The sequence below is a fragment of the Actinoallomurus acaciae genome, from assembly GCF_042429965.1.
Lineage (GTDB): Bacteria > Actinomycetota > Actinomycetes > Streptosporangiales > Streptosporangiaceae > Actinoallomurus > Actinoallomurus acaciae.
Genome location: NZ_JBHLZP010000096.1, coordinates 1 through 21,799, shown reverse-complemented (window position 1 = coordinate 21,799; position 21,799 = coordinate 1). Strand labels below are relative to the sequence as shown.

Annotated in this window: 25 protein-coding genes and 1 pseudogene; 8 read left to right on the top strand and 18 right to left on the bottom strand. The window is 70.8% G+C overall.

Translation table 11 applies throughout. The features are described 5' to 3' along the window. Nucleotides 1-163: 163 nt before the first annotated feature. The 7 genes from ACFFNX_RS15565 to ACFFNX_RS15535 form a co-directional block, all read right to left on the bottom strand. Nucleotides 164-721, bottom strand: a complete 558-nt coding sequence (locus ACFFNX_RS15565; protein WP_378201581.1) for a F0F1 ATP synthase subunit B — start codon at nucleotides 719-721, stop codon at nucleotides 164-166. Nucleotides 722-759: 38 nt separating this feature from the next. Continuing rightward, entirely contained in the window at nucleotides 760-999 is a 240-nt protein-coding gene (gene atpE, locus ACFFNX_RS15560; protein WP_285579650.1) for an ATP synthase F0 subunit C, read from the bottom strand. A 68-nt stretch (nucleotides 1,000-1,067) separates the two neighbouring features. Beyond that, nucleotides 1,068-1,856, bottom strand: a complete 789-nt coding sequence (gene atpB, locus ACFFNX_RS15555) for a F0F1 ATP synthase subunit A (RefSeq protein WP_378201577.1) — start codon at nucleotides 1,854-1,856, stop codon at nucleotides 1,068-1,070. A gap of 82 nt (nucleotides 1,857-1,938) precedes the next feature. Next, on the bottom strand, nucleotides 1,939-2,157 hold the full coding sequence (locus ACFFNX_RS15550) for a hypothetical protein (protein ID WP_378201574.1): 219 nt from the start codon (nucleotides 2,155-2,157) through the stop codon (nucleotides 1,939-1,941). Nucleotides 2,158-2,217: 60 nt separating this feature from the next. Continuing rightward, nucleotides 2,218-2,646 (bottom strand): Cg1360 family ATP-synthase-associated protein, encoded by a 429-nt coding sequence (locus ACFFNX_RS15545; RefSeq protein WP_378201571.1) that lies wholly within the window; start codon nucleotides 2,644-2,646, stop codon nucleotides 2,218-2,220. 106 nt (nucleotides 2,647-2,752) lie between these two features. Further along, nucleotides 2,753-3,901 carry an MraY family glycosyltransferase gene (locus ACFFNX_RS15540; RefSeq protein WP_378201568.1) on the bottom strand — a complete coding sequence of 383 codons (1,149 nt, stop codon included), beginning with the start codon at nucleotides 3,899-3,901 and terminating at the stop codon, nucleotides 2,753-2,755. A 155-nt stretch (nucleotides 3,902-4,056) separates the two neighbouring features. Continuing rightward, nucleotides 4,057-4,305: a hypothetical protein gene (locus ACFFNX_RS15535; RefSeq protein WP_378201565.1), complete on the bottom strand. Its 249-nt coding sequence runs from the start codon at nucleotides 4,303-4,305 to the stop codon at nucleotides 4,057-4,059. 246 nt (nucleotides 4,306-4,551) lie between these two features. Here ACFFNX_RS15535 and ACFFNX_RS15530 point away from each other — a divergent pair, with 246 nt between their 5' ends. Continuing rightward, entirely contained in the window at nucleotides 4,552-4,953 is a 402-nt protein-coding gene (locus ACFFNX_RS15530; RefSeq protein ID WP_378201562.1) for a hypothetical protein, read from the top strand. Here the strand turns inward: ACFFNX_RS15530 and ACFFNX_RS15525 are convergent. The 5 genes from ACFFNX_RS15525 to ACFFNX_RS15505 form a co-directional block, all read right to left on the bottom strand. Beyond that, complete coding sequence (locus ACFFNX_RS15525) at nucleotides 4,947-5,735, bottom strand: L-threonylcarbamoyladenylate synthase (protein ID WP_378201559.1); 789 nt, start codon at nucleotides 5,733-5,735, stop codon at nucleotides 4,947-4,949. The genes ACFFNX_RS15530 and ACFFNX_RS15525 overlap by 7 nt on opposite strands. 43 nt (nucleotides 5,736-5,778) lie before the next feature. After that, a complete protein-coding gene (prmC, locus tag ACFFNX_RS15520) occupies nucleotides 5,779-6,642 on the bottom strand; it encodes a peptide chain release factor N(5)-glutamine methyltransferase (RefSeq protein WP_378201556.1) in 864 nt (287 codons plus the stop codon). Between the two features lie 11 nt (nucleotides 6,643-6,653). Continuing rightward, nucleotides 6,654-7,709 (bottom strand): peptide chain release factor 1, encoded by a 1,056-nt coding sequence (gene prfA, locus ACFFNX_RS15515; protein WP_378201553.1) that lies wholly within the window; start codon nucleotides 7,707-7,709, stop codon nucleotides 6,654-6,656. Nucleotides 7,710-7,800: 91 nt separating this feature from the next. Next, nucleotides 7,801-8,025, bottom strand: coding sequence for a 50S ribosomal protein L31 (rpmE, locus tag ACFFNX_RS15510; protein WP_378201550.1), 225 nt, complete (start codon nucleotides 8,023-8,025; stop codon nucleotides 7,801-7,803). A 176-nt stretch (nucleotides 8,026-8,201) separates the two neighbouring features. Next, nucleotides 8,202-10,415, bottom strand: a complete 2,214-nt coding sequence (locus tag ACFFNX_RS15505) for an MMPL family transporter (protein WP_378201547.1) — start codon at nucleotides 10,413-10,415, stop codon at nucleotides 8,202-8,204. Nucleotides 10,416-10,625: 210 nt separating this feature from the next. On the opposite strand from ACFFNX_RS15505, the gene ACFFNX_RS15500 reads away from it, so the two are divergent. Both ACFFNX_RS15500 and ACFFNX_RS15495 read left to right on the top strand, forming a co-directional pair. Continuing rightward, nucleotides 10,626-11,894, top strand: coding sequence for a sensor histidine kinase (locus ACFFNX_RS15500; RefSeq protein WP_378201544.1), 1,269 nt, complete (start codon nucleotides 10,626-10,628; stop codon nucleotides 11,892-11,894). Nucleotides 11,895-11,910: 16 nt separating this feature from the next. After that, entirely contained in the window at nucleotides 11,911-12,558 is a 648-nt protein-coding gene (locus ACFFNX_RS15495; RefSeq protein WP_378201541.1) for a LuxR C-terminal-related transcriptional regulator, read from the top strand. A 16-nt stretch (nucleotides 12,559-12,574) separates the two neighbouring features. Here the strand turns inward: ACFFNX_RS15495 and ACFFNX_RS15490 are convergent, their stop codons facing one another. Together ACFFNX_RS15490 and ACFFNX_RS15485 are read right to left on the bottom strand one after the other, a co-directional pair. Then, nucleotides 12,575-13,222 carry a response regulator transcription factor gene (locus ACFFNX_RS15490; protein WP_378201538.1) on the bottom strand — a complete coding sequence of 216 codons (648 nt, stop codon included), beginning with the start codon at nucleotides 13,220-13,222 and terminating at the stop codon, nucleotides 12,575-12,577. Nucleotides 13,223-13,248: 26 nt separating this feature from the next. Then, on the bottom strand, nucleotides 13,249-13,704 hold the full coding sequence (locus ACFFNX_RS15485; protein WP_378201535.1) for a winged helix-turn-helix transcriptional regulator: 456 nt from the start codon (nucleotides 13,702-13,704) through the stop codon (nucleotides 13,249-13,251). Nucleotides 13,705-13,795: 91 nt separating this feature from the next. Between ACFFNX_RS15485 and ACFFNX_RS15480 the strand changes: the two genes are divergently transcribed. Together ACFFNX_RS15480 and ACFFNX_RS15475 are read left to right on the top strand one after the other, a co-directional pair. Continuing rightward, nucleotides 13,796-14,389, top strand: a complete 594-nt coding sequence (locus ACFFNX_RS15480; protein ID WP_378201532.1) for a dihydrofolate reductase family protein — start codon at nucleotides 13,796-13,798, stop codon at nucleotides 14,387-14,389. Further along, nucleotides 14,386-14,820, top strand: a complete 435-nt coding sequence (locus tag ACFFNX_RS15475) for a PPOX class F420-dependent oxidoreductase (protein ID WP_378201529.1) — start codon at nucleotides 14,386-14,388, stop codon at nucleotides 14,818-14,820. Before ACFFNX_RS15480 ends, ACFFNX_RS15475 begins: the two co-directional genes overlap by 4 nt. 24 nt (nucleotides 14,821-14,844) lie before the next feature. Here ACFFNX_RS15475 and ACFFNX_RS15470 read toward each other — a convergent pair whose 3' ends face one another. Then, complete coding sequence (locus ACFFNX_RS15470) at nucleotides 14,845-16,146, bottom strand: sensor histidine kinase (protein WP_378201526.1); 1,302 nt, start codon at nucleotides 16,144-16,146, stop codon at nucleotides 14,845-14,847. A 165-nt stretch (nucleotides 16,147-16,311) separates the two neighbouring features. Next, nucleotides 16,312-17,553: pseudogene (rho, locus tag ACFFNX_RS15465) on the bottom strand (transcription termination factor Rho); the annotation flags it as partial. Between the two features lie 24 nt (nucleotides 17,554-17,577). On the opposite strand from rho, the gene ACFFNX_RS15460 reads away from it, so the two are divergent. Next, on the top strand, nucleotides 17,578-17,748 hold the full coding sequence (locus ACFFNX_RS15460; RefSeq protein WP_378201523.1) for a hypothetical protein: 171 nt from the start codon (nucleotides 17,578-17,580) through the stop codon (nucleotides 17,746-17,748). Between the two features lie 10 nt (nucleotides 17,749-17,758). Here ACFFNX_RS15460 and ACFFNX_RS15455 read toward each other — a convergent pair whose 3' ends face one another. Continuing rightward, nucleotides 17,759-18,844: an alpha/beta fold hydrolase gene (locus ACFFNX_RS15455; protein ID WP_378201520.1), complete on the bottom strand. Its 1,086-nt coding sequence runs from the start codon at nucleotides 18,842-18,844 to the stop codon at nucleotides 17,759-17,761. A 428-nt stretch (nucleotides 18,845-19,272) separates the two neighbouring features. On the opposite strand from ACFFNX_RS15455, the gene ACFFNX_RS15450 reads away from it, so the two are divergent. Together ACFFNX_RS15450 and ACFFNX_RS15445 are read left to right on the top strand one after the other, a co-directional pair. Next, nucleotides 19,273-19,887, top strand: a complete 615-nt coding sequence (locus ACFFNX_RS15450) for a sensor histidine kinase (protein ID WP_378201517.1) — start codon at nucleotides 19,273-19,275, stop codon at nucleotides 19,885-19,887. A 110-nt stretch (nucleotides 19,888-19,997) separates the two neighbouring features. Further along, on the top strand, nucleotides 19,998-20,552 hold the full coding sequence (locus tag ACFFNX_RS15445) for a hypothetical protein (protein WP_378201514.1): 555 nt from the start codon (nucleotides 19,998-20,000) through the stop codon (nucleotides 20,550-20,552). A gap of 545 nt (nucleotides 20,553-21,097) precedes the next feature. Here ACFFNX_RS15445 and rsgA read toward each other — a convergent pair. Then, nucleotides 21,098-21,799: ribosome small subunit-dependent GTPase A (gene rsgA, locus ACFFNX_RS15440; protein WP_378201511.1), on the bottom strand; the 702-nt coding region annotated here is incomplete at its 5' end.

Genomic DNA, 21,799 nt, shown 5'->3' with positions numbered 1-21,799 from the left:
TCCGGCCGGGCCGGGTCCGCGAGCGCCCGCCGGAGCACGTGCTCGCGGTCGAGCAGCCGCAGCACCGCGAACAGCTCGTCGCCGAGCGTCGCGGGGTCGATCGCGGCCAGCGCGGTCTCGAGCCGTTCGCCGGCCTCGGTCAGCGAGGCCCGGCTGACGCCCCTCATGCCTCCGCCCGTGCCCGGTCCTCGAGCTGGTCGAGGAACCGGTCGACGGTGCCGCGCCGGCGGGCCTCGTCCTCGAGGGACTCGCCCACGATGCGGCTCGCCAGGTCGACGGCCAGCTCGCCGATCTCCGTGCGCAGTCCGGTGAAGGCCTGCTGGCGGTCGGCCTCGATCTGGGCGTGCGCCTGGTCGATGACGCGCTGCGCCTCGGCCTGAGCCTGCTCGCGCATCTCCGCGATGATCTGCGCGCCCTGCTCGCGAGCCTCCTCGCGGAGACGAGCGGCCTCGTGCCGCGCCTCGGCGAGCTGCTCCTTGTACTGCTCGAGCACCCTCTGCGCCTCGTCCTGCGCTTCTTCGGCCCGCTTGATGCCGCCCTCGATCGCGTCGGTGCGCTCGGCGAGGGTCTGCTGGATCCGGGGGATCAGCATCTTGCCGAGGACGAAGAGCACAATGAGGAACGAGAGCGTGCCGAAGATCAGCTCAGCCGCGTCGGGAAGCAGAGGGTTCGGGTTCTTCTCCGCGGCGGCGACGAACCCGGCGGCGTGTTCGGCCAACATCATGGCGTGCACAGCCTTCCGTCAGAGTCGGACCTCGGTCAGGAGGTGTAGATGAACGGCGCGACCAGGCCGATCAGGGCGAGCGCCTCACTGAAGGCGAAGCCCAGCAGCATGTTCGTGCGGATGGTGCTCGTCAGCTCCGGCTGGCGGGCGATGGCATTGACGCCCTGACCGAAGACGATGCCGACGCCGATGCCCGGGCCGATGGCGGACAGGCCGTACCCCATCGCCTTGAGGCCGGGGTTGATGTTGGTGCTAGCGGCGGCGAGGAAAGACATTCGGATTCCTTTTCGCTAGGCCGGCGGTCGTCTCCGCCGGTCACGTGTTGACGTTCTGCGGTCGGGTCTCAGTGGTCGGAGTAGAGTCCGGCACTTATGTAGAAGGCGGCGAGCAGCGTGAAGACGTACGCCTGCACCGCCTGGATGAACAGCTCGAACGCGGTCATGACGATCGTCAGGACCGCACCCAGGATGCCGACCCCGAAGCCGAGCGGGGTGACCTTCTCCCAGAGGAAGTGGAAGCCGACGGTCGCGAAGAGTGCGATCAGGAGGTGACCGGCGAACATGTTCGCGAAGAGTCGTACGGCGTGGGTGAACGGCCGGATGAAGAACGTCGAGACGAACTCGATCGGGATGACGATGATGTAGAGCGCCCAGGGCAGGTCGGGCGGCATCGTCGCGTTCTTCAGCAGGCCGAAGAAGCCTTGGTTCTTGATTCCCACGGCCCAGAAGGTCAGGTAGATCAGGACCGCCAGCACGAGCGGGAACGCGATGCGGGAGTTGACCGGGAACTGCGCCACCGGCACCACCGACATCAGATTGCCGATCCACACGAAGAAGAACACCGGGATCAGCAGACGCATCCACTTTTCGGAGTCCTTGCCGAGGAACGGCCGGCCGATCTCGTCGCGGACGAACATGTACGCGACCTCGCCGACGTTCTGCCAGCCGCGCGGGACGAGCTTCGGCTTGGAGAACGCCGCCCAGAAGAAGGCGACGACAATGATCATCACCAGCAGGCAGAGCACGATCGGCTTGGCGACCGCGAGGGGGCCTATGTGAAAGAGGGGCTTCCACTCGAACAGGCCGAGTCCCGGGGCTTCAAAGTCTTTGGCGAGGATGTGCGGGGCACTCACCCGGTGTTCCTTTCGCGGTCGTAGCTCATCAAGGCGGCAACCTTGCTGTCGTCTCGGTGGGCCACGGCTCCGCCCGGCGCGCTCAGCGGCCGTAGCGGACGTAGACCAGGTAGCCAGCGAAGACCAGGCCCAGCACCAGGAAGACGGGTAGCAGCGCCGTCACGTCCAGCCAGCGAGCGAGGAGCCAGCCCACACCGCCGAAGACCAGCATCCCAGCCAGAATGGTGGCGGGGGCGGCCGACACGGCGTTGGCGAACTCGCGGTCCTGCGACTCGTCGGGCAGACGCCCATTTCCAGTCATCGCGCTCCGGACGATAGCAGGCTACCCGGCACATAGTCATATTGGAGTAGTCCAATGTCATCATGTGCCCGGTTTGCCGAGGTCACGGGATGTGCCGCCGGATTCAACGTACGGCTGGCGGGCGTTGATCGTGGCATTCACCTCGGCGGCGAGCCAGACGATCGTGAGCGAAAGCACAGTCCAGCCGAAGACGTGCGCGTTCCATGCCGTCACATGGTTCAGCGCCGCGACCAACGCGAACACCGCCACCAGCTTGACGAGATAACCCATCAGACCGGCCATCATCACAAGTTGTTGCGACAATCTCGAGACATAGCTGACGACGAGCATGCCGAGGGTGAAGAATACGAGTACGAGGACAGCCCCGATGGCCGCGCCCAGCACGCCCTTGCCTCCCGCGAACAGGAGGCCGGCGATGATCGCGACGAGCCCTGCCAGGCCTGTGGGGATCGCGGCGCCGCGGAGGATCCGGGCGTCGATGGACTGCATGAGTGCTCCGGGGTTCACGGGTTAGGTGGCTACTTGCCGCTCGTGAAAGATATCACAAGCTTCTCAGACTCCGGTTTCTACGTCAAGTTACGGCAAAGTGCGCAGTTCAGGCGGGTTGCCGCGGCCGGTGATCGGACCGTGGTTCCGCGGCCCCGCGCCGCCGCCGCCCGTGCGGGCGGAGCTGCGGGAAGGCCATCACGACCAGCGCCGCGATCGCCACCAGGCTTGCCACACTGAGCACGATCAGCGGCGACTTGACCGCCGAGAGCGCCACCACGCCGAACGAGAACAGCGCCGTCCACAGGTACATGACCAGGGCCGCACCCCGGTGCGAGTGGCCGAGGTCCAAGAGCCGGTGGTGCAGGTGCTTCTTGTCCGGTGCGAACGGCGACCGCCCGTCGTAGGAGCGCCGGACCACGGCCATCAGCATGTCGGCGTACGGCACGACGAGGATGGCTATCGGGATCAGGGGCAGCAGCGTCGGGAACCGGTTGATCGATCCGCGCAGCGCGACCGGGTCGAACCCGGACACCGTGATCATGGAGGTGGCGAGCAGCAGCCCGATCAGCATCGAGCCCGTGTCGCCCATGAAGATCCGGGCCGGGCTGAAGTTGTGCGGCAGGAATCCGGTGCACATCCCGGCGAGGACCGCCGCGATGAGGGCCGGCGCCGACTGGTGGTCGAGGTGGACGACGACCGTGACCAGGAAGGAGTAGAGGAAGAAGGCCAGGGCCGAGACGCCGACGATGCCCGCGGCCAGACCGTCGAGGCCGTCGATGAAGTTCACCGCGTTGATCGTGGCGACCACGACGATGATGGTCAGCGGCACGCCGTACGACGGGGGCAGCACGAACGTGGCGCCCGGGAGCGGGATCCACGAGATCTGGACGCCGTTCATGATGAGCAGGCCGGCCGCCGCGACCTGACCCGCCATCTTGGTCAGCGCGTCGATCTCCCACCGGTCGTCGGCGATGCCGACCACGACGAGCAGGCCGCCGGCCGACAGCAGGCCGACCCAGGTCGGGCTCTCGGTGAACACCTTGTGCAGGTGGGGCAGGCGCGAGGCCATGAGCAGGGCGGCCAGCATGCCCAGGAACATCGCCAGGCCGCCCATCCGGGGCGTCGGGATCGCATGGACGTCCCGGTCGCGCACCGGGGTCATGGCCTTGAACCAGATGGCGAACTTCAACACCAGGGGCACGAGGAGATAAGTGGCGATCGCGCCCGTCAGGAAGGTGAGGATGTACTCCCTCACTCGTCCACCTCCCTGCGACGCGCGCTACCTCGTACCCGTTACGAACCGGGCACCAACTCTATTGCTCCCGGCCCACCGGGAGACGCCGTCCCACAGGTATCACCGTGCGCGATCGCATCATCACGCTACGACGACGTCGCGCACGACGCCGCAGATCAGCGCGAGTGCTCGCCGGAGCACCGCCGCGAATCCGGCGAGTCCGCGCGTTCGGCGCCCTCACGCTCGGTCCCGAACCCGATCCACGCGTCGATCTGGACGATGCGGCCGATGTCCCGGCCGGCCTCACGCGGGCGCGCGGCCGATGTCCCGGACGCCCACCGGCAGTCGCGGACCGTCTCCGTACCCTCGTAGTGGCGCGTGAGGGCACCGTCACCTGGGTGATCGCTCGGCTCCACGGTGGACATCGCTCCTCCATAGGTGTCGGCGCCTCCGCTCCGTGCCTTCGTGCGACGGAGCCCCGGAGGCAGGGAGAGGTACCGTCCTGACCGGTTAGATCCGCGAACGACCGCATTGGTTTGTGCATCCTGGTCACGAATGCGTCACGTGCCGCCCAGCCGTGCCCGTACGGCCGCTGACCGGTGCCCTCCGCGGGAAGGGACCCGGGTGTTCGGGCCACTGTTCCGGCCGGCGGAGACGACCATGGGGGGCCGATGCGGCGTGTCGCGATGACTCTCGTGGCCGGCGTGGCGATGACCGCACTCTCGCCGGTCGCGCCCGCGGCACGCGCCGACACCGGCTTCTGGCGCGCGGCCGGTCTGCCCGGCGTGGACGCCTTCGGCGTCTACCGCAGACACCCGGCGAAGGTGACGCTGTCGTTCTTCCTCAAGGACACCGGGAAGGACGGCCGTGACCCCGCGGTCCGCCTTGCCTTCACCGGGCACCACGGCACCGTCGTACGGGTCGTGGCGCTGGGCCCCGGCGGGCCGAGGCGGCGCTGGCGCACGGTCGGCTCGGCGAACACCGGCCACCTGTACGCCCAGGAGTGCGTCGGTCGCTGGCGGAAGAAGAAGTTCCGGATCGGCAGGTGCGGCGGCTGGCGCCGGCGCTACTGAGCGCGCTCGTCCGCGTCGCCGGACCGCTCCGTCTTCGCCGCCTTCTCGGGCGGCTCGTCCGCCTTGGCGGACGCCTCGGCCTTGGCGGGCTCATCATCCGCCTCGGCGGGCTCGTCGGGCGTGCCGGCGGGCTCGTCCTCGTCGCTGAGCAGCACGCCGCACACCTCGCGGAGCCGCGCCTCGGAGATGGCGCCGGCGCGCAGGAGGCGCGGCACCGCCCCGGTCAGGTCGACGATCGACGAGGGGGCGTCATCGCCGCTCGGCCCGTCGTCGAGGTAGACCTCGACCGAGTCGCCGAGCTGTGCCTCCGCGTCGGCGGCGGTGCGGGCCGGCGGGGCGCCGGATCGGTTGGCGCTGCTCACCGCCATCGGCCCGCTCTCCTTGAGGAGCTCGAGCGTGAGCTGGTGCAGCGGCATGCGGATCGCGACCGTGCCCTTGGCGTCGCCGAGGTCCCAGGCGAGCGTGCTGTTGGCCCGGCAGACGAGGGTGAGCGCGCCCGGCCAGAACTCGTCCACGAGGTCCTGGCCGTACGTGCCGAAGTCCTCGACGAGCGCCTGGGCCGCCCGCACCGAACCGACCAGCACCGGGGAGGGCATGTCGCGACCACGCCCCTTGGCCTCCAGCAGCGCGTTCACCGCCGCGGGCGTGAAGGCGTCGGCACCGATCCCGTAGACCGTGTCGGTGGGCAGGACGATCAGCTCGCCGCGGCGTACGGCCGAGACGGCCTCGGCGATCCCCCGGGTGCGCTCCATCGGCTCTGAGCAGTCATAGCTTCGGCTCACGGCCGCCATTCTCCCACCGCCGGAGAGTCCTTCTCACACGGGTCTAGTCGAGCCCCAGGCGTGCGGTGACGAAGCGGTCGCGGCCGGTCAGGTCCTTGTGGTTGCGCATGTCGCGCCAGCCGTGCTCTTCGGCGAAGATCCAGTAGACGGGGTTGCCCTGCAGGTCGCTGTGCTCGACCGCGACCCAGCCGCCGGGGCGCAGCAGCCGCCGCGCGGTCCGCTCGACCACGCGCATCGCGTCGAGGCCGTCGTCGCCGCCGCCCCACAGCGCGGAGGGCGGGTCGAAGTCGCGGACGTCCTCGGCGACGTACTCCCACTCCGACATCGGGATGTACGGCGGGTTGCTCACGACCAGGTCGACGGTGCCGTCGAGATCGTGCAGCGCGTCGGCGAAGTCGCCGAGGTGCAGCCGGACCCGGCCGCGCTCGTCCAGCTCCTCGACGTTACGAGTCGCGTGGACATAGGCCTTGGGGTCCTTCTCGACCGCGTGGACGCGCGCCCGCGGGACCTCCTGGGCGATGGACAGGGCGATGGCTCCCGACCCCGTACCGAGGTCCACGACGAGCGGATCGCCGACGTCCATGGTGCGCAACGTGTCGATCGCCCAGCCGGCGACGACCTCGGTCTCCGGCCGAGGGACGAACACGCCCGGCCCCACCCGTAGCTCCAGATAACGGAAGAACGCCCGGCCCGTGATGTGCTGGAGCGGCTCACCGGCCTCGCGGCGGGCGATGCCCGCCCAGAACCGCGCGTCGAACGCGGCGTCCGGCACCGTGTGCAGCTCGGCCCGCTTGACGCCGTGCACGAAGGCCGCCAGCTCCTCGGCGTCGGCCCGGGGCGACGGAATCCCCGCGGCGGCCAGGCGTGCCGTCGCGCGGGCGATCTCGTCAGAGAGCAGATGGCTCATGTCATGTCAGGTCAGGTCGCTTGGGCGAGCTTGTGCTCCATGTCGGCGTCCACCAGTGCCTGGATGACATTGTGCAGGTCACCGTCGAGCACGTGGTCGAGGTTGTAGGCCTTGTAGCCCACACGATGGTCGGAGATGCGGTTCTCCGGGTAGTTGTAGGTGCGGACCCGCTCGGACCGGTCCACCGTGCGCACCTGGCTCTTGCGCTCGGCCGCCGCGGCGGCGTCGGCCTGCTCCTGCGCGGCGGCGAGCAGCCGGGCCCGCAGGATGCGCAGCGCCTGCTCCTTGTTCTGGAGCTGGCTCTTCTCGTTCTGGCACGACACGACGATGCCGGTCGGCAGGTGGGTGATGCGGACCGCGGAGTCGGTGGTGTTGACGCTCTGGCCGCCGGGGCCGCTGGAGCGGAACACGTCGACGCGCAGGTCGTTCGGGTCGATCTGGACGTCGATGTCCTCGGCCTCGGGCATGACGAACACGCCTGCCGCACTGGTGTGGATACGGCCCTGGGACTCGGTCGCGGGGACGCGCTGGACGCGGTGCACTCCGCCTTCATACTTCAGACGGGCCCACACACCCTCGACGGACGGGCGTGACTTGACCGCCACGGTGACGTCTTTGTAACCACCGAGATCGGAGGGCTGGGCGTCGATGATCTCGGTCTTCCAGCCGACGCGCTCGGCGTGGCGGAGGTACATCCGCAGGAGGTCGCCGGCGAACAGCGCGGACTCCTCACCGCCCTCACCGGCCTTGATCTCGAGGATGACGTCCTTGTCGTCGTTGGGGTCGCGCGGCACGAGCAGCCGCCGCAGCGTCTCCTCCAGCTCCTCGATGCGCCGATCGAGCTGGGTCGCCTCCTCGGCGAACGCCGGGTCCTCGGCCGCCAGCTCACGCGCGGTCTCCGCGTCGGCCTGGGCCGCCGACAGGTCACGCGCCGCCTCGACGACGGGCCGCAGCTCCGCGTAGCGCTTGCCGAGACGACGTGCCTCGGCCTGGTCCGCATGCACGGCCGGGTCGGAGAGCCGCTTTTCGATGTCGGCGTATTCGCTGGTCAAATCGTCGAGGTTCACGTCATGTCCTGGTTCGGCGCTGGACGGGCACGGGGCAAACAGGCCGACGCCGACCGGAGGAGAGCCTCTCCGGCCGGCGTGGGACGTCTGGCTACTTCTTGTTGCCCGTGGCCTTCTTGCCGAACCGCCGCTCGAACCGGGCCACCCGGCCACCGGTGTCGAGGATCTTCTGCTTGCCCGTGTAGAAGGGGTGGCAGTTCGAGCACACGTCGGCGTGGATCGCGCCGTTCTCCGCGGTGCTCCGGGTCTGGAAGGTGTTCCCGCACGTGCACGTCACGGTCGTGACGCCGTAGGTCGGGTGAATGTCAGGCTTCACTACTTCTCCTCGCTTCAGGCGGTCGCCGGGTCATCGCCCGGGGGGATCCCGGGGATGTGAACCGGTACCGCAGCGCGTACCAGTGTGCCAGATAGCACAACATGCCGAGGCCACCACGCATTCCCCGCGCCAAGGGCCCGGCCGACGCCCCCGCGACCGGCCGGACCCGTGCGCGCTCAGCGCGCCACCGGCACCGGGCGGTCCTCCGCGCGCGGAGGCACCGGCTCCTCGCCGTGGGACACCCGGGGCAGCCAGCCGAGCCAGCGCGGCAGGTACCAGTTGCGTTCGCCGAGCAGGGCCATCACCGACGGCAGCAGCACCGCCCGTACGAGGGTCGCGTCCAGCAGCACGGCCACCGCCAGACCCACGCCCATCTGCTTCATGTCCTGCATCGACAGCGTCGCGAAGACCGCGAAGACGGCCACCATGATCACCGCCGCGGAGGTGACGACGCCCGCGCTGGATCGCACACCGTGCGCCACGGCGTCACGGGTCCCCAGGCCGCGGTCGCGTGCCTCCCGGATCCGCGACACGACGAACACGTGGTAGTCCATCGACAGGCCGAACAGCACCACGAAGACGAACAGCGGCATCCAGCCCTCGATCGCCCCGACCGCCTCCGTCCCGAACAGGCCCGCGCCCCAGCCGTGCTGGAAGACCGCCACCATGACGCCGTACGCCGCCGCGACCGACAGCAGGTTGAGCAGGATCGAGGTGATCGCGACCGTCAGGGACCGGAACGACACCAGCATCAGCAGGAACGTCACGACCAGCACGAAGACGAAGACCGGCGCGATGTCGGCGTGCAGCTGGTCGTTGAAGTCGACCGAGTCCGCGAGCTCGCCGGTCACGTACGCGGTCCCGGCGGCCCCGACCGTCCCGGGCACGATCTGCTCCCGCAGCGTCCGGAGAGCGTGTTTGGAGGCCGCGTTCCGGCCGTCGCCGGCGAGCGGCACGGCGATCTCGGCGACGTTCTGCCGCGCGTGGGTGGTCACGGTGACCGGCGCGCCGAACTCCCCGCCCCGGCCGGTACGGCTCTTCAGCTCGGCGATGGCCGTGCGGACCTGCGGCGAGCCGATGTCGGTGGCCTTCAGCACTACCTTGGCGGGCGCCGGCCCGCCGGGGAACGTCGTGGAGATCCGCTGGTAGGCCTCGAGCATCGGGGTGCCCTTGGGCATCTGCTGGTCCAGGCCCAGCTCCTGGGTGTGCATGCCGGCGGTCGGCGCGGCGAGGAGGAGCATGACGCCCGCCGCCAGCACCGCGAAGATCGCCGGACGGGCGAGCACGGGCCGCAGGAGGGTGGCGGACACGCGTCCGCCGCCGGCGCGGCGGCCCCGGCGGCGGCCCAGGAACGGGATGCGGCCGAGTTCGACCTTGTCGCCGAGCAGGGACAGCAGCGCCGGCAGCACGGTCACCGAGCCGAGCATCGCGATGAGGACGACCAGGATCGTGGCCAGCGCGAAGCCCTTGAACAGCAGCAGCCCGGACAGGAACATGCCCGCCATCGCCAGCATCACCGTGAGGCCGGAGATGAGGACCGAACGGCCGGACGTCGCGGCGGCGATCCGCAGCGCGGTCTCCCGGTCGTGGCCCGCGGCGCGCTCGTCGCGCTCGCGGCGGATGTAGAACAGGCAGTAGTCGACGCCGACGGCGAGGCCGACGAGCAGCATCACCGAACTCGTCGTGTCGAACAGGTGCAGCGCGTGGCTCCCCACGGCCAGCAGGCCGTTCGCCGCGACGAACGCGGTGAGCGCGAGCCCGACCGGCAGCAGGGCGGCCAGCAGCGCGCCGAACGCCACGAGCAGGATGCCGAGGGCGAGCGGCACCCCGGTCCACTCCGCACGGGCGAAGTCCTTGCCGAGCACGTCGTTCAGCCACTTGCCCGCGCTGGCGTCGCCGAACTGGCCGATCGTCACCTCCGGGTGCGCGGCCTTCACCCGGCCGACGGCGTCCAGGACCGGCTGGACCCGGTCGGCCGCCGTGTCCGGGTCGCCGGTCATGGTGAACCGGACCAGGCCGTCGCGCCCGTCCGCGGAGGCGACGGCGGGTACGACGTCACCGACGCGGCCCGTGGCCCGTACCGCGGTGGAGACGTCCGCCGCCGCGTCGCGCCAGGCTCCGGGCGTACCGCTGTGCACGATCACCATCTCGCCGGCCGGATCCTTGATCCCGGCGTCGTAAAGGATCTTCTGGGCGCGGGCGGAGTCGCCCGCGGCGTTCTCGTACGGCTTCATCGTGACCTGGCCGGCCATCCCGCCGATCACGCTGGCGGCGATGACGAACAGCAACCAGCCGATGATCGCCGTCTTGCGGTGCCGCACGCTCCAGCCCCCGATCCGGGCGGCGAAGGATGACCGGGGTGCGTGACGTCCGCGGACGTTGCTTCTCATGAGCGTCTCCTGACTTTCGGGCTCTGCCGGAGACGCTAGGAATCCGCGGTGGTCCGCCCCAGCCGGTCAGCACCCCGTCATGGGGGGACCTCGGTCCCCGCGGGGGGTGGTGCCAGTGACACCCCCGGCCGGTCCCTGAGCCCAGTGACCGGGCACGTCCCGCTCGCGAGACTCGAGACGGCAAGATAAAGGCGGAGACCGGGAGGAATGATGAACGTTGGGAGGGCGGCACTCGCCGCCGTACGAGGGCTGGTTCTGGCCCTGCTGGCGATGGTCGGATCGCTGGTGTTCTTCATCTTCTCGGTCGTGTTCATGTCGTTGTCCCTCGTCGGCGTCGGCCTGTTCGTGACCCCGGTCGTCACGGCCGCCGCCCGCTCCTACATGGGACTGCGGCGCCGGCTCGCGCACCGGTGGTTCGGGGTGGAGATCAAGACGCCGTACAAGCCGGAGCCGGAGTTCCAGGGCGGCGTGATCGGCGCGCTGGAGCGGTACCGGTGGATCATGAAGGACCCGGCGACGTACCGCGACCTGTTGTGGATGATCACGGACGCCACCGCCGGGTTCACCCTGGCGATCTTCGCCTTCGCGCTGCCCTTCTACGGGCCGTACGGCTGGGTCCTGGCCGCCGGGGTCTGGAGGCCGATCGTGCACGCGGGCGGCAACGACTGGTACACCTTCGTGCCGATCCGCGGTTTCCGCACCGCGATGCTGGCCGGCCTGCTGGGGTTCGTGTACGCGGGCCTGGGCGTCTGGCTGACCCCGAAGGTCATGAAGGCGCACACACGGCTGGACGCCTCCCTGCTGAGCCCGACGCACGAGCGGGAGCTGGAGATGCGGGTGGAGCGGCTGACCGAGACCCGCTCCGACGCGCTCGACACGCAGGCGGCCGAGCTGCGCCGGATCGAGCGCGACCTGCACGACGGCGCACAGGCCCGGCTGGTGGCCATGGGCATGAGCCTCGGCGCGATCGAGCACCTGCTCGAACGCGACCCGGAGCGGGCCAGGAAGCTGCTGTCCGAGGCGCGCGAGTCCTCCTCCAAGGCCCTCACCGAACTGCGCGACCTGGTCCGCGGCATCCACCCGCCGGTCCTGGCCGAACGCGGGCTCGGTGACGCCGTACGCGCCCTGGCCATGGCGAGCCCGCTCACCACCGAGGTGTCGGTCGACCTTCCCGGGACCCTGGAGGCCCCGGTGGAGTCGGCGGCCTACTTCGCGATCTCGGAGGTGTTCACCAACGCGGCCAAGCACTCCGGCGCGCGCCGGATCTGGCTGGACCTGCGGCACGAGGACGGCATGCTCCGTATCGTGATCACCGACGACGGACAGGGCGGCGCGGACATGTCCGGCGGCACCGGACTTCGCGGAATCGAGCGGCGGCTCGGTACATTCGACGGTGTCCTCGCGCTGAACAGTCCGGTGGGAGGCCCCACGATCGTCACCATGGAGCTGCCGTGCGCGCTGGGCGCGCCACGGCCCTGACGCTGGAGGAGCCGGGATGCGCGTCGTCCTCGCCGAGGATCTGTTCCTGCTGCGAGACGGCCTCGTCCGGCTCCTCGAGGCGTACGACTTCGAGATCGCGGCCGCGGTCGACAACGGACCGGAGCTGAGCCGGGCGCTGCTCACGATCAAGCCGGACGTGGCCGTGGTCGACGTACGCCTGCCCCCGACGTTCACCGACGAGGGCCTGCAGGCCGCCCTCCAGGCCCGGCGCGAGGTCCCCGGCCTGCCCGTGCTGGTGCTGTCGCAGCACGTCGAGCAGCTGTACGCCCGCGAACTGCTGGCCGACGGCAGCGGCGGCATCGGCTACCTGCTCAAGGACCGGGTGTTCGACGCGGACCAGTTCATCGACGCGGTACGCCGGGTGGCCTCCGGCGGCACGGCGATGGACCCTCAGGTGATCTCCCAGCTCCTCGTCCGCAAGTCCCGCGACGAGCCGCTGGGCGACCTGACGCCGCGCGAACGCGAGGTGCTCAGTTTGATGGCCGAAGGCCGCTCCAACCAGGCGATCGCGCAGCGCCTCGTGGTGACCGAGCGCGCCATCGCCAAGCACACCTCGAACATCTTCTTGAAGCTGGACCTGCCGGTCTCCGACGACGACAACCGTCGCGTCCTCGCCGTGCTGGCCTACCTCAACGGCTCCTGAGCCGCGCGCCTTCCGGTCAGCCCTGGCCGAGGTAGGCGAGGACCGCCATGACGCGGCGATGGGTGCTGTTGGTGTGCTGGAGGCCGAGCTTGAGGAAGATGTTGGAGATGTGCTTCTCCACCGCGCCGTCCGTGACGACGAGCCTGCGGGCGATCGCCGCGTTGGACAGACCCTCGGCCATGAGGCCGAGCACCTCGCGTTCGCGCGGCGTCAGCACCTCCAGCCGGTCGCCCCGGCGCCGGCGGCCGAGGAGCTGGGCGATGACCTCGGGGTCGATGACCGTGCCGCCCTCGGCGACCCGCCGGACCGCGCCGAGGAACTCCGCGACGTCGGCGACACGCTCTTTCAGCAGGTAACCGACGCCCTCGGCCCCGCCGCCGATCAGGTCGGTGGCGTAGCGCTCCTCGACGTACTGGGAGAACACGAGGATGGGGGTGCCGGGCACCCGCTCCCGCACCTCGAGGGCGGCGCGCAGCCCTTCGTCGGTGAACGTCGGGGGCATGCGGACGTCGACGATGACGAGGTCCGGCCGGTGCTCCTCGACGAGCGCCACGAGCCCGGCGCCGTCGCCGGAGGTGGCCACCGTCTCGATGTCCTCGTCGGCGAGAAGGCGGATCAGGCCTTCGCGCAGCATCACAGCGTCTTCCGCGATCACGACCCGCACGATCGCTCAGCTTAGAGGAATCCCGCTCAGGTCGCGGCGGCTCCGGGGCCCGGCAGCAGGTCGACGTCGCCCGCGTGCATCGGCTCACCGCAGTGGGCGCAGCGCAGGTCGACACCGCCGATCTCACCGCACGCGTGATGGCGGTAGAGGACCGGCGGGCCGGCCTCCCCCGCCAGCCACCGGTCTCCCCAGCCGACCATGACCATGAGCAGGTCGACGAGTTCGGCGCCCTGCTCGGTCAGGACGTACTCGTACCGCGGTCGCCGGTCGTAGGGCCGGCGTTCGAGCACTCCGTGCTCGACGAGGTGGTTCAGCCGCTCGGTCAAGACCTTGCGCGAGATGCCGAGGTCGGCCTGGATCTGCTCGAACCGGGTGAACCCCGCGTACACGTCCCGCAGGACCAGCGGCGACCAGGGCTCCCCGATGACGTCGAGCGTGCGCGCGATCGAGCACGCCATGTCCGCGAAGTTCGTGCGCTGCATGGGCTCAGTCTAGCAATCGGGGTTCCCTCAAGGAACTCCGAATGCTACGGTCATGGAGTCTCTTCAAGGAACTCCGAAAGGGATTACGGAGATGAGCAAGGTCTTCAGCGCTCATGCGGTGTCGGTCGACGGTTACATCACCGGGCGCGACCCCGGCGCCGGGCGCGGGCTCGGCGACGGGACGATGCTGTTCGACTGGTACTTCGCCGGCGACACGCCCAGCCGGGTGTTCGACGGGTTCAAGCTGAGCGAGCCCAGCGCCCGCGTCTTCGACCACCTCGCCGGACGCGTGGGCGCGGTCGTGGCGGGGCGCAACACCTATGAGGACTCCGACCGCTTCGGCGGGGGCGGCCCCCACCCGACCGCCCGCCCGTTCTTCCTCAGCCACCGGCCGGCACCGGAGATGACCGAGCGGCAGACTCTGATCACCACCGGCATCGAGGACGCGATCGCGGCGGCTCGCGACGCCGCCGGCGACAAGGACGTCGGCCTCATGGGCGGCGGCGTCGTGACGGAGGCGCTGAAGGCGGGGCTGGTCGACGAGGTGATCCTGCACCAGGTGCCGGTCCTGCTCGGCGGCGGCCGCCCCTTCTTCCAGACGCTCCCCGGGCACGTACGGCTCCGCCTCGTCGAAGCCGTCCCGGCGCCGGGCGTCACCCACCTCCACTACGAGGTCGAACGGTGACGCCCCCGCGACCTCCGCTGGAGACCCGGCCCAAGGAGATGACCACGATGCTCGACCCCGACGTGCGCCGCGTGCTCGACTGCACCTCGATCGCCCACCTCGCCAGCGTGCTCCCCGACGGCGCTCCCCACTCCGTGCCGGTCTGGGTCGGCACGCACGGCGACCACGTCGCGATCCTCACCGGCCCGGGCTCCCGCAAGGCCCGCAACCTGCGGCGCGACCCGCGGGTGGCGCTCTCCCTGACGCCGGCCGACAACCCGTTCCAGCCGGTCATCGTCCGCGGCAGGGTCATCGAGTGGCTCGAGGGCGACGCCGCCTGGGAGATCGTCGACAAGATCGCGGCGAAGTACATCGGCGGCCCCTACTCGCGCGACGAGGAGCGGGTCGTCGCCCTCATCGAGCCCGACCGCCAGAGCGTGGGCATGAGCTGAGACGCCTCCCCCGCGCCGGGGCGGCTACCAGACCGCCGGGAGGTCCGCCCGGATGACCGTCGGGCCGCCGGCGGGGCTGTTGACCGTCAGGATGCCGTCGATGCCCGCCGCACGATCGGCGAGGCCGGCCAGGCCGCCGCCCGGGGACGCCTCGGCTCCGCCGATGCCGTTGTCCGACACCTCCACCACGATCCAGTTCTGGTCCCGGGTGATCCGCACCGCCGCCTGGGTGGCGCGGGCGTACTTGGAGACGTTCGTCAGGGCCTCCGAGACGATGAAGTACGCGATGCTCTCCACCGCCGCGGGCGGCCGGGTCGGCAGGTCGACCTCCACCGACACCGGCACCTGGGCCCTGGCCGCCACCGCACTGATGGCCGCGTCCAGGCCGCGGTCGGTGAGGATCGCGGGGTAGATGCCGCGGGCGAGGTTACGCAGCTCCGCGATGGCCTCCTTCGCGCCGGCGTGGGCCTGCTGGATCAGCTCCTGGGCACCGGTCGGGTCGGTCTCCAGCTTGGCCCGCGCCCGGCCGAGGTCCATCGCCACGGCGAGGAGCTGCTGCTGGGCGCCGTCGTGCAGGTCGCGTTCGATGCGCCGACGCTCCGCCTCGGCCGCGTCCACGCCGCGGGCCCGGCTGGCCTGGAGCTGGGCCGTACGCGCCCGCAGCTGCTGGGTGACGTTGGGCCCGAGCAGGTAACGGGCGAGGGCGCCGTGAGCGTACCCGACGCCGCGCACCACGTACATGGTCACGAACGCCAGCGCGATGCCCAGCGGGATCGCCGGCAGGGCCGCCAGCGTGTGGTCGAACCAGATCTGGCGGTCGCCGACCGTGAGGTACAGGAAGCCGGAGTCCTGCCAGTTGATCGTCAGCGGCTCCGCGATCAGCCCCGCGGAGGCGGACCACAGCCCCACCGACAGCACGAACTCGACGATGCCGAGCGGGAAGGCCAGGAACAGGTAGAGGAGGTCCTTCCAGGTCGCCGGGTCGACGGCCATGGCCTTCCACTTGGCGAACAGGTTGGCGCCCTGCGGCATCGGGCGGTACGGGTCGGGGATGTCCACGCCGAAGGCCGCCTTCACCAGGCGGCGCTCGAGCATCGCGGCGGCCCGCCAGAGGATCATGGTGAGGGCGAGCCCGAGCACGCCCACCCAGATGATCACCGTGCCCGCGGACACCGACAGCAGCACGGTCAGGCCGACGAAGTACGCCAGCCCGAGCGGGAAGTGCAGCAGCAGGTAGGCGGCCGACCTCCAGGTCAGCGATTCCCTCGCCAGCCGCAGAGGGCCGTATCGCCGCGAGGAGGGCGTCATCTCAAGCGTGCTGTTCACCGCGGGTCCCTTTCGCGCCGCATCCACCGTACGGCCATAGCCTCCTGGACGGGAGGCCCGCGTGCCATGGAGCGTCCCAGCCTCATGAGGGTGGGGATAGCCCCACCCCGGGCACGAAAGAACGCCCCGGGCGCGAGGCCACGGGGCGTCCTTCGGCAGTGAGGGTCAGTCGTTCAGCGTCGTCTTCTGCACCTGGAGCAGGAACTCCGCGTTCGACTTGGTCTCCTTCATCTTCTCGAGGAGGAGCTCCAGCGCCTGCTGCATCTCCAGGGCGTGCAGCACCCGGCGCAGCTGCCAGACGATGCGCAGCTCCTCCGCGGACATGAGGATCTCTTCCTTACGGGTGCTGGAGGCGTCGACGTCGATCGCCGGGAACACCCGCTTGTCGGCGAGCTCGCGGCGCAGGCGGACCTCCATGTTGCCCGTGCCCTTGAACTCCTCGAAGATCACCTCGTCCATGCGGGAGCCGGTCTCGACCAGCGCCGTGGCGAGGATCGTCAGCGAGCCGCCGTTCTCGATGTTGCGGGCGGCGCCGAAGAACCGCTTCGGCGGGTACAGCGCCGTCGAGTCGACACCACCGGACAGGATGCGGCCGCTGGCCGGAGCGGCCAGGTTGTACGCGCGGCCGAGGCGGGTGATCGAGTCGAGCAGCACGACGACGTCGTGGCCGAGCTCGACGAGGCGCTTGGCGCGCTCGATCGCCAGCTCCGCGACCATCGTGTGGTCGTCGGCGGGCCGGTCGAAGGTCGAGTGGATGACCTCGCCCTTCACCGACCGCTGCATGTCGGTGACCTCTTCGGGACGCTCGTCCACGAGCACGACCATCAGGTGGCACTCGGGGTTGTTCTTGGTGATGGCGTTGGCGATCGCCTGCAGCACCATCGTCTTGCCGGCCTTCGGCGGCGACACGATCAGGCCGCGCTGGCCCTTGCCGATGGGGCTGACGAGGTCGATGATCCGCGTGGTGAGCTGGCCCGGGTCGTTCTCCAGGCGCAGCCGCTCCTGCGGGTACAGCGGAGTGAGCTTGGAGAAGTCGACGCGGCCCTTGGCCTGCTCGGGCTCCATGCCGTTGACCGTGTCGAGGCGGACCAGCGCGTTGAACTTCTCGCGCCGCTCGCCGTCGCGCGGCTGCCGGACGGCCCCGGTGATGACGTCGCCCTTGCGCAGGCCGTACTTGCGGACCTGGGCGAGGGAGACGTAGACGTCCTGCGGGCCGGGAAGGTACCCGGTGGTGCGGACGAATGCGTAATTGTCGCGTATGTCGAGAATGCCGGAGACCGGGATCAGGACGTCGTCCTCGTTGATCACCGGGTCGGCGTCGCCATAGCGCTCCCGGCCGCCGCGACCGCGGTTGCGCTCGCGGAACCGGCCACGCCGGCGACGGCCGCCGCCGTCCTCGCCGTCGTCGTCGCCGGCCACCGCGTCGTCGGCATGGTCACCGCCGACGACCTCGGCCGGCTGGTCCAGCAGAGCAGGCTGCGCTCCAAGTACGCGCCCCGCCCGCCCGCCGGGCCCGCGTCCGGGCCTCCCCCCTCCGTACGGCCGGAGGACCGGTCCTGGCCGGAGGACCGGTCCTGGCCGGAGGACAGACAGCGGCACTGACGGGCGTCGCTCACCTGGGTTCGGTCCGGTGCGGCGGCCGGTGGGCGCGGGCCGGCTTGTCGATCCGTTTGCCGGGCATGGCGGATGAGGCGGAGACCAGCTTCGGCGGCGTGACGCGGCTGATCAGTCTCCAGACCTGTTCGCCGAACTCACGGGGACGTTCGAGCACCAGCAGGTGGCCCGAGTCGGGCACCACGACCAGCTCTCCGCCGGACATCGCGGCGACGAGCGCCTCGGCGTGCGCGATCGGGGTGATGACGTCGCGTTCGCCGACGAGGACGAGCACCGGGATGCGGCCGAGTGCGGGGAGGACCGCATGCAGGTCGTACCGGACGAGTTCGGTGTAGAACTCGGCGATCACCTGGATGGGCACCGACGCCATGAGCCGCGTGGTGAGCCGGGCCACCGGGCGCGGCACCCGCGAGCCGTACAGGTAGGGCCAGGTGATCAGGTACGTCGCGCCGCCCGCGGACCGCCGCGCGCCGTCCACGAGGCGTGCGTGCCGGCGCAACTGGCTGAGGGTGGCGGGTACGAGGCGGTGCATGACCCGCGCCCCGATCTGCGGCAGGCCCGCGGTGATCGTGGACAGGCCTCCGGCGGAGGTCGAGGAGAGCACGACGCCGACCACCCGCCCGCCGAACATGCCGGGGTGGGACTTGGCGAGGGCGAGGACGGCCATCCCGCCCATGGAGTGGCCGACCAGCACCAGCCGTCCGCGCGGCGCCGCCGCCCGGATCACCGCGAACAGGTCACGTCCGACCTGGTCGATGGTGGCGTTGGGCGGCGTACCCCAGCCGGACCGGCCGTGGCCGCGGTGGTCCCACAGGACGACGCGCGCCTTGCCGGCGAGCATCGTGCGCTGGACGTCCCAGCTCATGGAGTTCAGCAGGTAACCGTGGCAGAAGACGACGGTCAGCGGCGCGCCCGGGGCGTCCTGGATCTCCACGTGCAGTTCGACGCCGTCATCGGCGGTCACGGTCATCGACCGGGTCGGCGGTGGATGATCGGGCTCGGAACCGGTGACGGAGTGTCCGGGTATCGGGAGCAACGAGCGCCCCTGTTCCGCCAGCGCGCTGGCGATGTCCGCGAACGACATGACCACCTCCGCCGGGCGGTGCCGTCCTGCCTCGGCAGGCCGCCACCGTCACTCGCCATTGAGCCTCCGGCCGAGGCGGCTGGAGATCCTCGGCCTGTCTCCCCAACGTGCGGCCGAACCCCCCTTCCCCCATCGGTCCTCACCTACACGCTGCGTCACACGATGAAGGTGAGCCAGGGGCGAAGGTCCTGAATGCCGCAACCGATGAGAACGCACGTTGACCAGCCACGATACGTATAAAACGGTCATTCACAGGGTAGGGCGCATTGTGCACTGAACAGTCACAAATATGGCACCCCCCGGGACCCATCCCCCAGCCGACGGGCGGCCCGCCGCCCGTGAGCCGTACGGCCGACAGAGAGGGATGGACGACCTTGGCCACACCGAGAGAGCCGGTGATGAACGACGTCGGCCGGGGATCGCCCCCCGTGGCCACCGCGGAGGGCGGCGAACGCGTCGCCCCCGGGTTGGCGGACGTCCTGATGCACCGCCTGTTCGCGGTCGGGCTCGACCTGCACGCCGCGCTGACCTACATCGAGGCGAACCTCGGTGCCGACGTCACGGTCGCCAAGGTCCACAAGGCCATCAACGGCCTGGACGGCGCGATCAAGGACTTCCGCGGCGTGGTGTTCGACCTGCGTCCCGAGGGATCCGCCGGGGAAACGGGCCTGCGGGCGCTGGTCGTGGAGGCGGTGGAGCGGGCCTGCGGCCCGGACCGGGCGTGCCCGGCGCTGACGCTCGGGCACGGCATCGAGGCGGTGATCGACCGATCGGCGTGGCAGCGAGTCGCCCGGCTGGTCCACCGGACCCTCGCCCTGGTCCCCGGGGAGCGCCTGCCGGACGTCCATGTGATGATCACCGCCGATCCGCGGCCGCCCACCTGGCTCATCATGCATCTCGACGCGCCCGCGGGCGGCCTCGCCGAGGTGGCCGGGCGGATCCGCGTGCTCAGCGGGCGCGGCATGGACGTCTCCTGCCAGGACCTGCCGCGATCCCCCGAACGCTCGCGCATGCGCCTCGAATGGCCGATGCCGGCGCACTGATCCGGCCTGCGCGGGACGAGTCCCGAATCAGCCCCTCACGCCGCGTGGCGCTCCCGCCGCGTGGCGCTCCCGCCGCGGACGGTCCGGCCGTCCTACCGTGAGGTGTGATCATGACTGAGGCGATTCACGCATGGTGCCTGGTCAACGGCTCGTGGGTGGAGCGCGAAGACCCGGTGATGGCAGCCTGCGAGCCGTACGACGGCGACGTGCGCGCGGCGGTGGCGACCCTGGGTTACGAGGCGTGGTGTCAGGTCGGCGAGCTGCCGTCGGTGCCGGTCTCGCTGACGCTGTACTCCCGGGAGACGCCGCCGTTGCAGTTCCTGCTGCAACTGGAGGGCAACGCGGGCAACATCGTGGAACACGTCTTCGCCGAGACGCTCCCGGACGCGATGGAACTGCTCGCACGGTGGACGCCCATCGTCCGGTACGGCCAGGGACGGGGCGGGGACGTCCGGGGACACGCGGAGGACGGCTCCAGAGGCACCCGGGAGAGCCCGGGACGTCCGGAGCCGACCTCCGGACGCACGCGAGCCCGGAGACGACCCACGATGCCCCACCCGGTCCCGTCCGGCTCGCCGTCTGCGACCGACCGCCTGACCACGCCCGCCGCACGACCACCAGAGCCCCCCGGACCGTCTCTCGGCGCAGGCGGCGACAGCGGATGAGGAGGACGCACCCGACAGAGCCCAGACGGCCTCCTGACGCGCGAGGCCCACGATGCCACTCCCCATGCCCTCAGCCGCCGACCGCCTGACCACGCCCAGCGCGCCCGACCCACGACCACCGGACGCCCCCGGGCCGCCTCCCAGCGCAGGCGGTCACGGCGGGCGGGGTGATGGATGAGCTTGCGCTCACACAGACGTTCAGCCCGCAGACGAGCATCCATCCGGCTCGCAATCCACTCCCCCTCACGGCGAAGCCCCCGCCAGCCGACGAGACGACGCCCCAGCAGGCCACCAGAACCGACCACGGCCAACACCGCACAATCCGGCCCGCCCCCAGCCACCGACCGCACCCGCCCCAAAACCGCCCGAGGCCCCGCCTCTCAACGCAGGTGGTCGCGGCGGGCCCGGCGGTGGATGAGCTTGCGCTCGCGCAGGCGTTCGGACCGCAGACGAGCATCCATCCGGCTCGCCCCCAGCCGCCGACCACCTGACCACGCCCAGCGCACCCGACCCACGACCGCCCGATGCTCCCGGGGCCGCCCCTCTCAGCGCAGGCGGTCATGGCAGGCCCGGCGGTGAAAGAGCTTGCGCTCACGTAGGCATTCAGCCCGCAGACGAGCATCCATCCGGCTCGCCCCCAGCCGCCGACCACCTGACCACACCCGACCCACGGCCACCAGACCGCCCCCGGACCACCTCTCAACGCGGTCGCGGCGGGCCCGGCGGTGGATGAGCTTGCGCTCGCGCAGGCGTTCGGACCGCAGGCGGGCGTCCGTTCGGCTCGCGATCCACTCCGCCTCGCGGCGGAGTCTGCGCCAGCCGGTGAGGCGGCGCTCCGGCAGGTCGCCGGAGTCGGCGGCGGCCAGCACGGCACAGTCCGGCTCGCTCTCGTGGGCGCAGTCCGTGAACCGGCACTCGGCGGCCAGTGCCTCGATGTCCGCGTACGCGCGGGACAGGCCCTCGTCCGCGGCGAACAGGCCCACTCGCCGTACCCCCGGCGTGTCGATGACGAGGCCGCCCGGGATGGCGATCAGCTCGCGGTGCGTCGTCGTGTGCCGCCCGCGGCCGTCGGAGGCGCGGATCGCCTGTGTGCGCATGGCCTCCTCGCCCGCCAGCGCGTTGACCAGCGTGGACTTGCCGGCGCCCGACGGTCCGAGCAGCACCGATGTTCCGGTCGCCACGGCGCGGATCGCCGCCATTCCCTCGCCGGTCGCCGCGGACACCGCGTGCACGCCGGCGCCGGGCGC

Excerpts from the sequence above, each read along its gene's own strand:
- ACFFNX_RS15500 (WP_378201544.1), top strand. The coding sequence starts at position 10,626 with ATGAACGTTGGGAGGGCGGCACTCGCCGCCGTACGAGGGCTGGTTCTG.
- atpE (WP_285579650.1), bottom strand. The coding sequence starts at position 999 with ATGTCTTTCCTCGCCGCCGCTAGCACCAACATCAACCCCGGCCTCAAG.
- ACFFNX_RS15460 (WP_378201523.1), top strand. The coding sequence starts at position 17,578 with ATGGTCACCGCCGACGACCTCGGCCGGCTGGTCCAGCAGAGCAGGCTG.
- ACFFNX_RS15455 (WP_378201520.1), bottom strand. The coding sequence starts at position 18,844 with ATGTCGTTCGCGGACATCGCCAGCGCGCTGGCGGAACAGGGGCGCTCG.
- ACFFNX_RS15535 (WP_378201565.1), bottom strand. The coding sequence starts at position 4,305 with ATGTCCACCGTGGAGCCGAGCGATCACCCAGGTGACGGTGCCCTCACG.
- ACFFNX_RS15505 (WP_378201547.1), bottom strand. The coding sequence starts at position 10,415 with ATGAGAAGCAACGTCCGCGGACGTCACGCACCCCGGTCATCCTTCGCC.
- ACFFNX_RS15530 (WP_378201562.1), top strand. The coding sequence starts at position 4,552 with ATGCGGCGTGTCGCGATGACTCTCGTGGCCGGCGTGGCGATGACCGCA.
- prmC (WP_378201556.1), bottom strand. The coding sequence starts at position 6,642 with ATGAGCCATCTGCTCTCTGACGAGATCGCCCGCGCGACGGCACGCCTG.
- ACFFNX_RS15480 (WP_378201532.1), top strand. The coding sequence starts at position 13,796 with ATGAGCAAGGTCTTCAGCGCTCATGCGGTGTCGGTCGACGGTTACATC.
- ACFFNX_RS15565 (WP_378201581.1), bottom strand. The coding sequence starts at position 721 with ATGTTGGCCGAACACGCCGCCGGGTTCGTCGCCGCCGCGGAGAAGAAC.
- ACFFNX_RS15550 (WP_378201574.1), bottom strand. The coding sequence starts at position 2,157 with ATGACTGGAAATGGGCGTCTGCCCGACGAGTCGCAGGACCGCGAGTTC.
- ACFFNX_RS15545 (WP_378201571.1), bottom strand. The coding sequence starts at position 2,646 with ATGCAGTCCATCGACGCCCGGATCCTCCGCGGCGCCGCGATCCCCACA.
- ACFFNX_RS15495 (WP_378201541.1), top strand. The coding sequence starts at position 11,911 with ATGCGCGTCGTCCTCGCCGAGGATCTGTTCCTGCTGCGAGACGGCCTC.
- ACFFNX_RS15445 (WP_378201514.1), top strand. The coding sequence starts at position 19,998 with ATGACTGAGGCGATTCACGCATGGTGCCTGGTCAACGGCTCGTGGGTG.
- ACFFNX_RS15485 (WP_378201535.1), bottom strand. The coding sequence starts at position 13,704 with ATGCAGCGCACGAACTTCGCGGACATGGCGTGCTCGATCGCGCGCACG.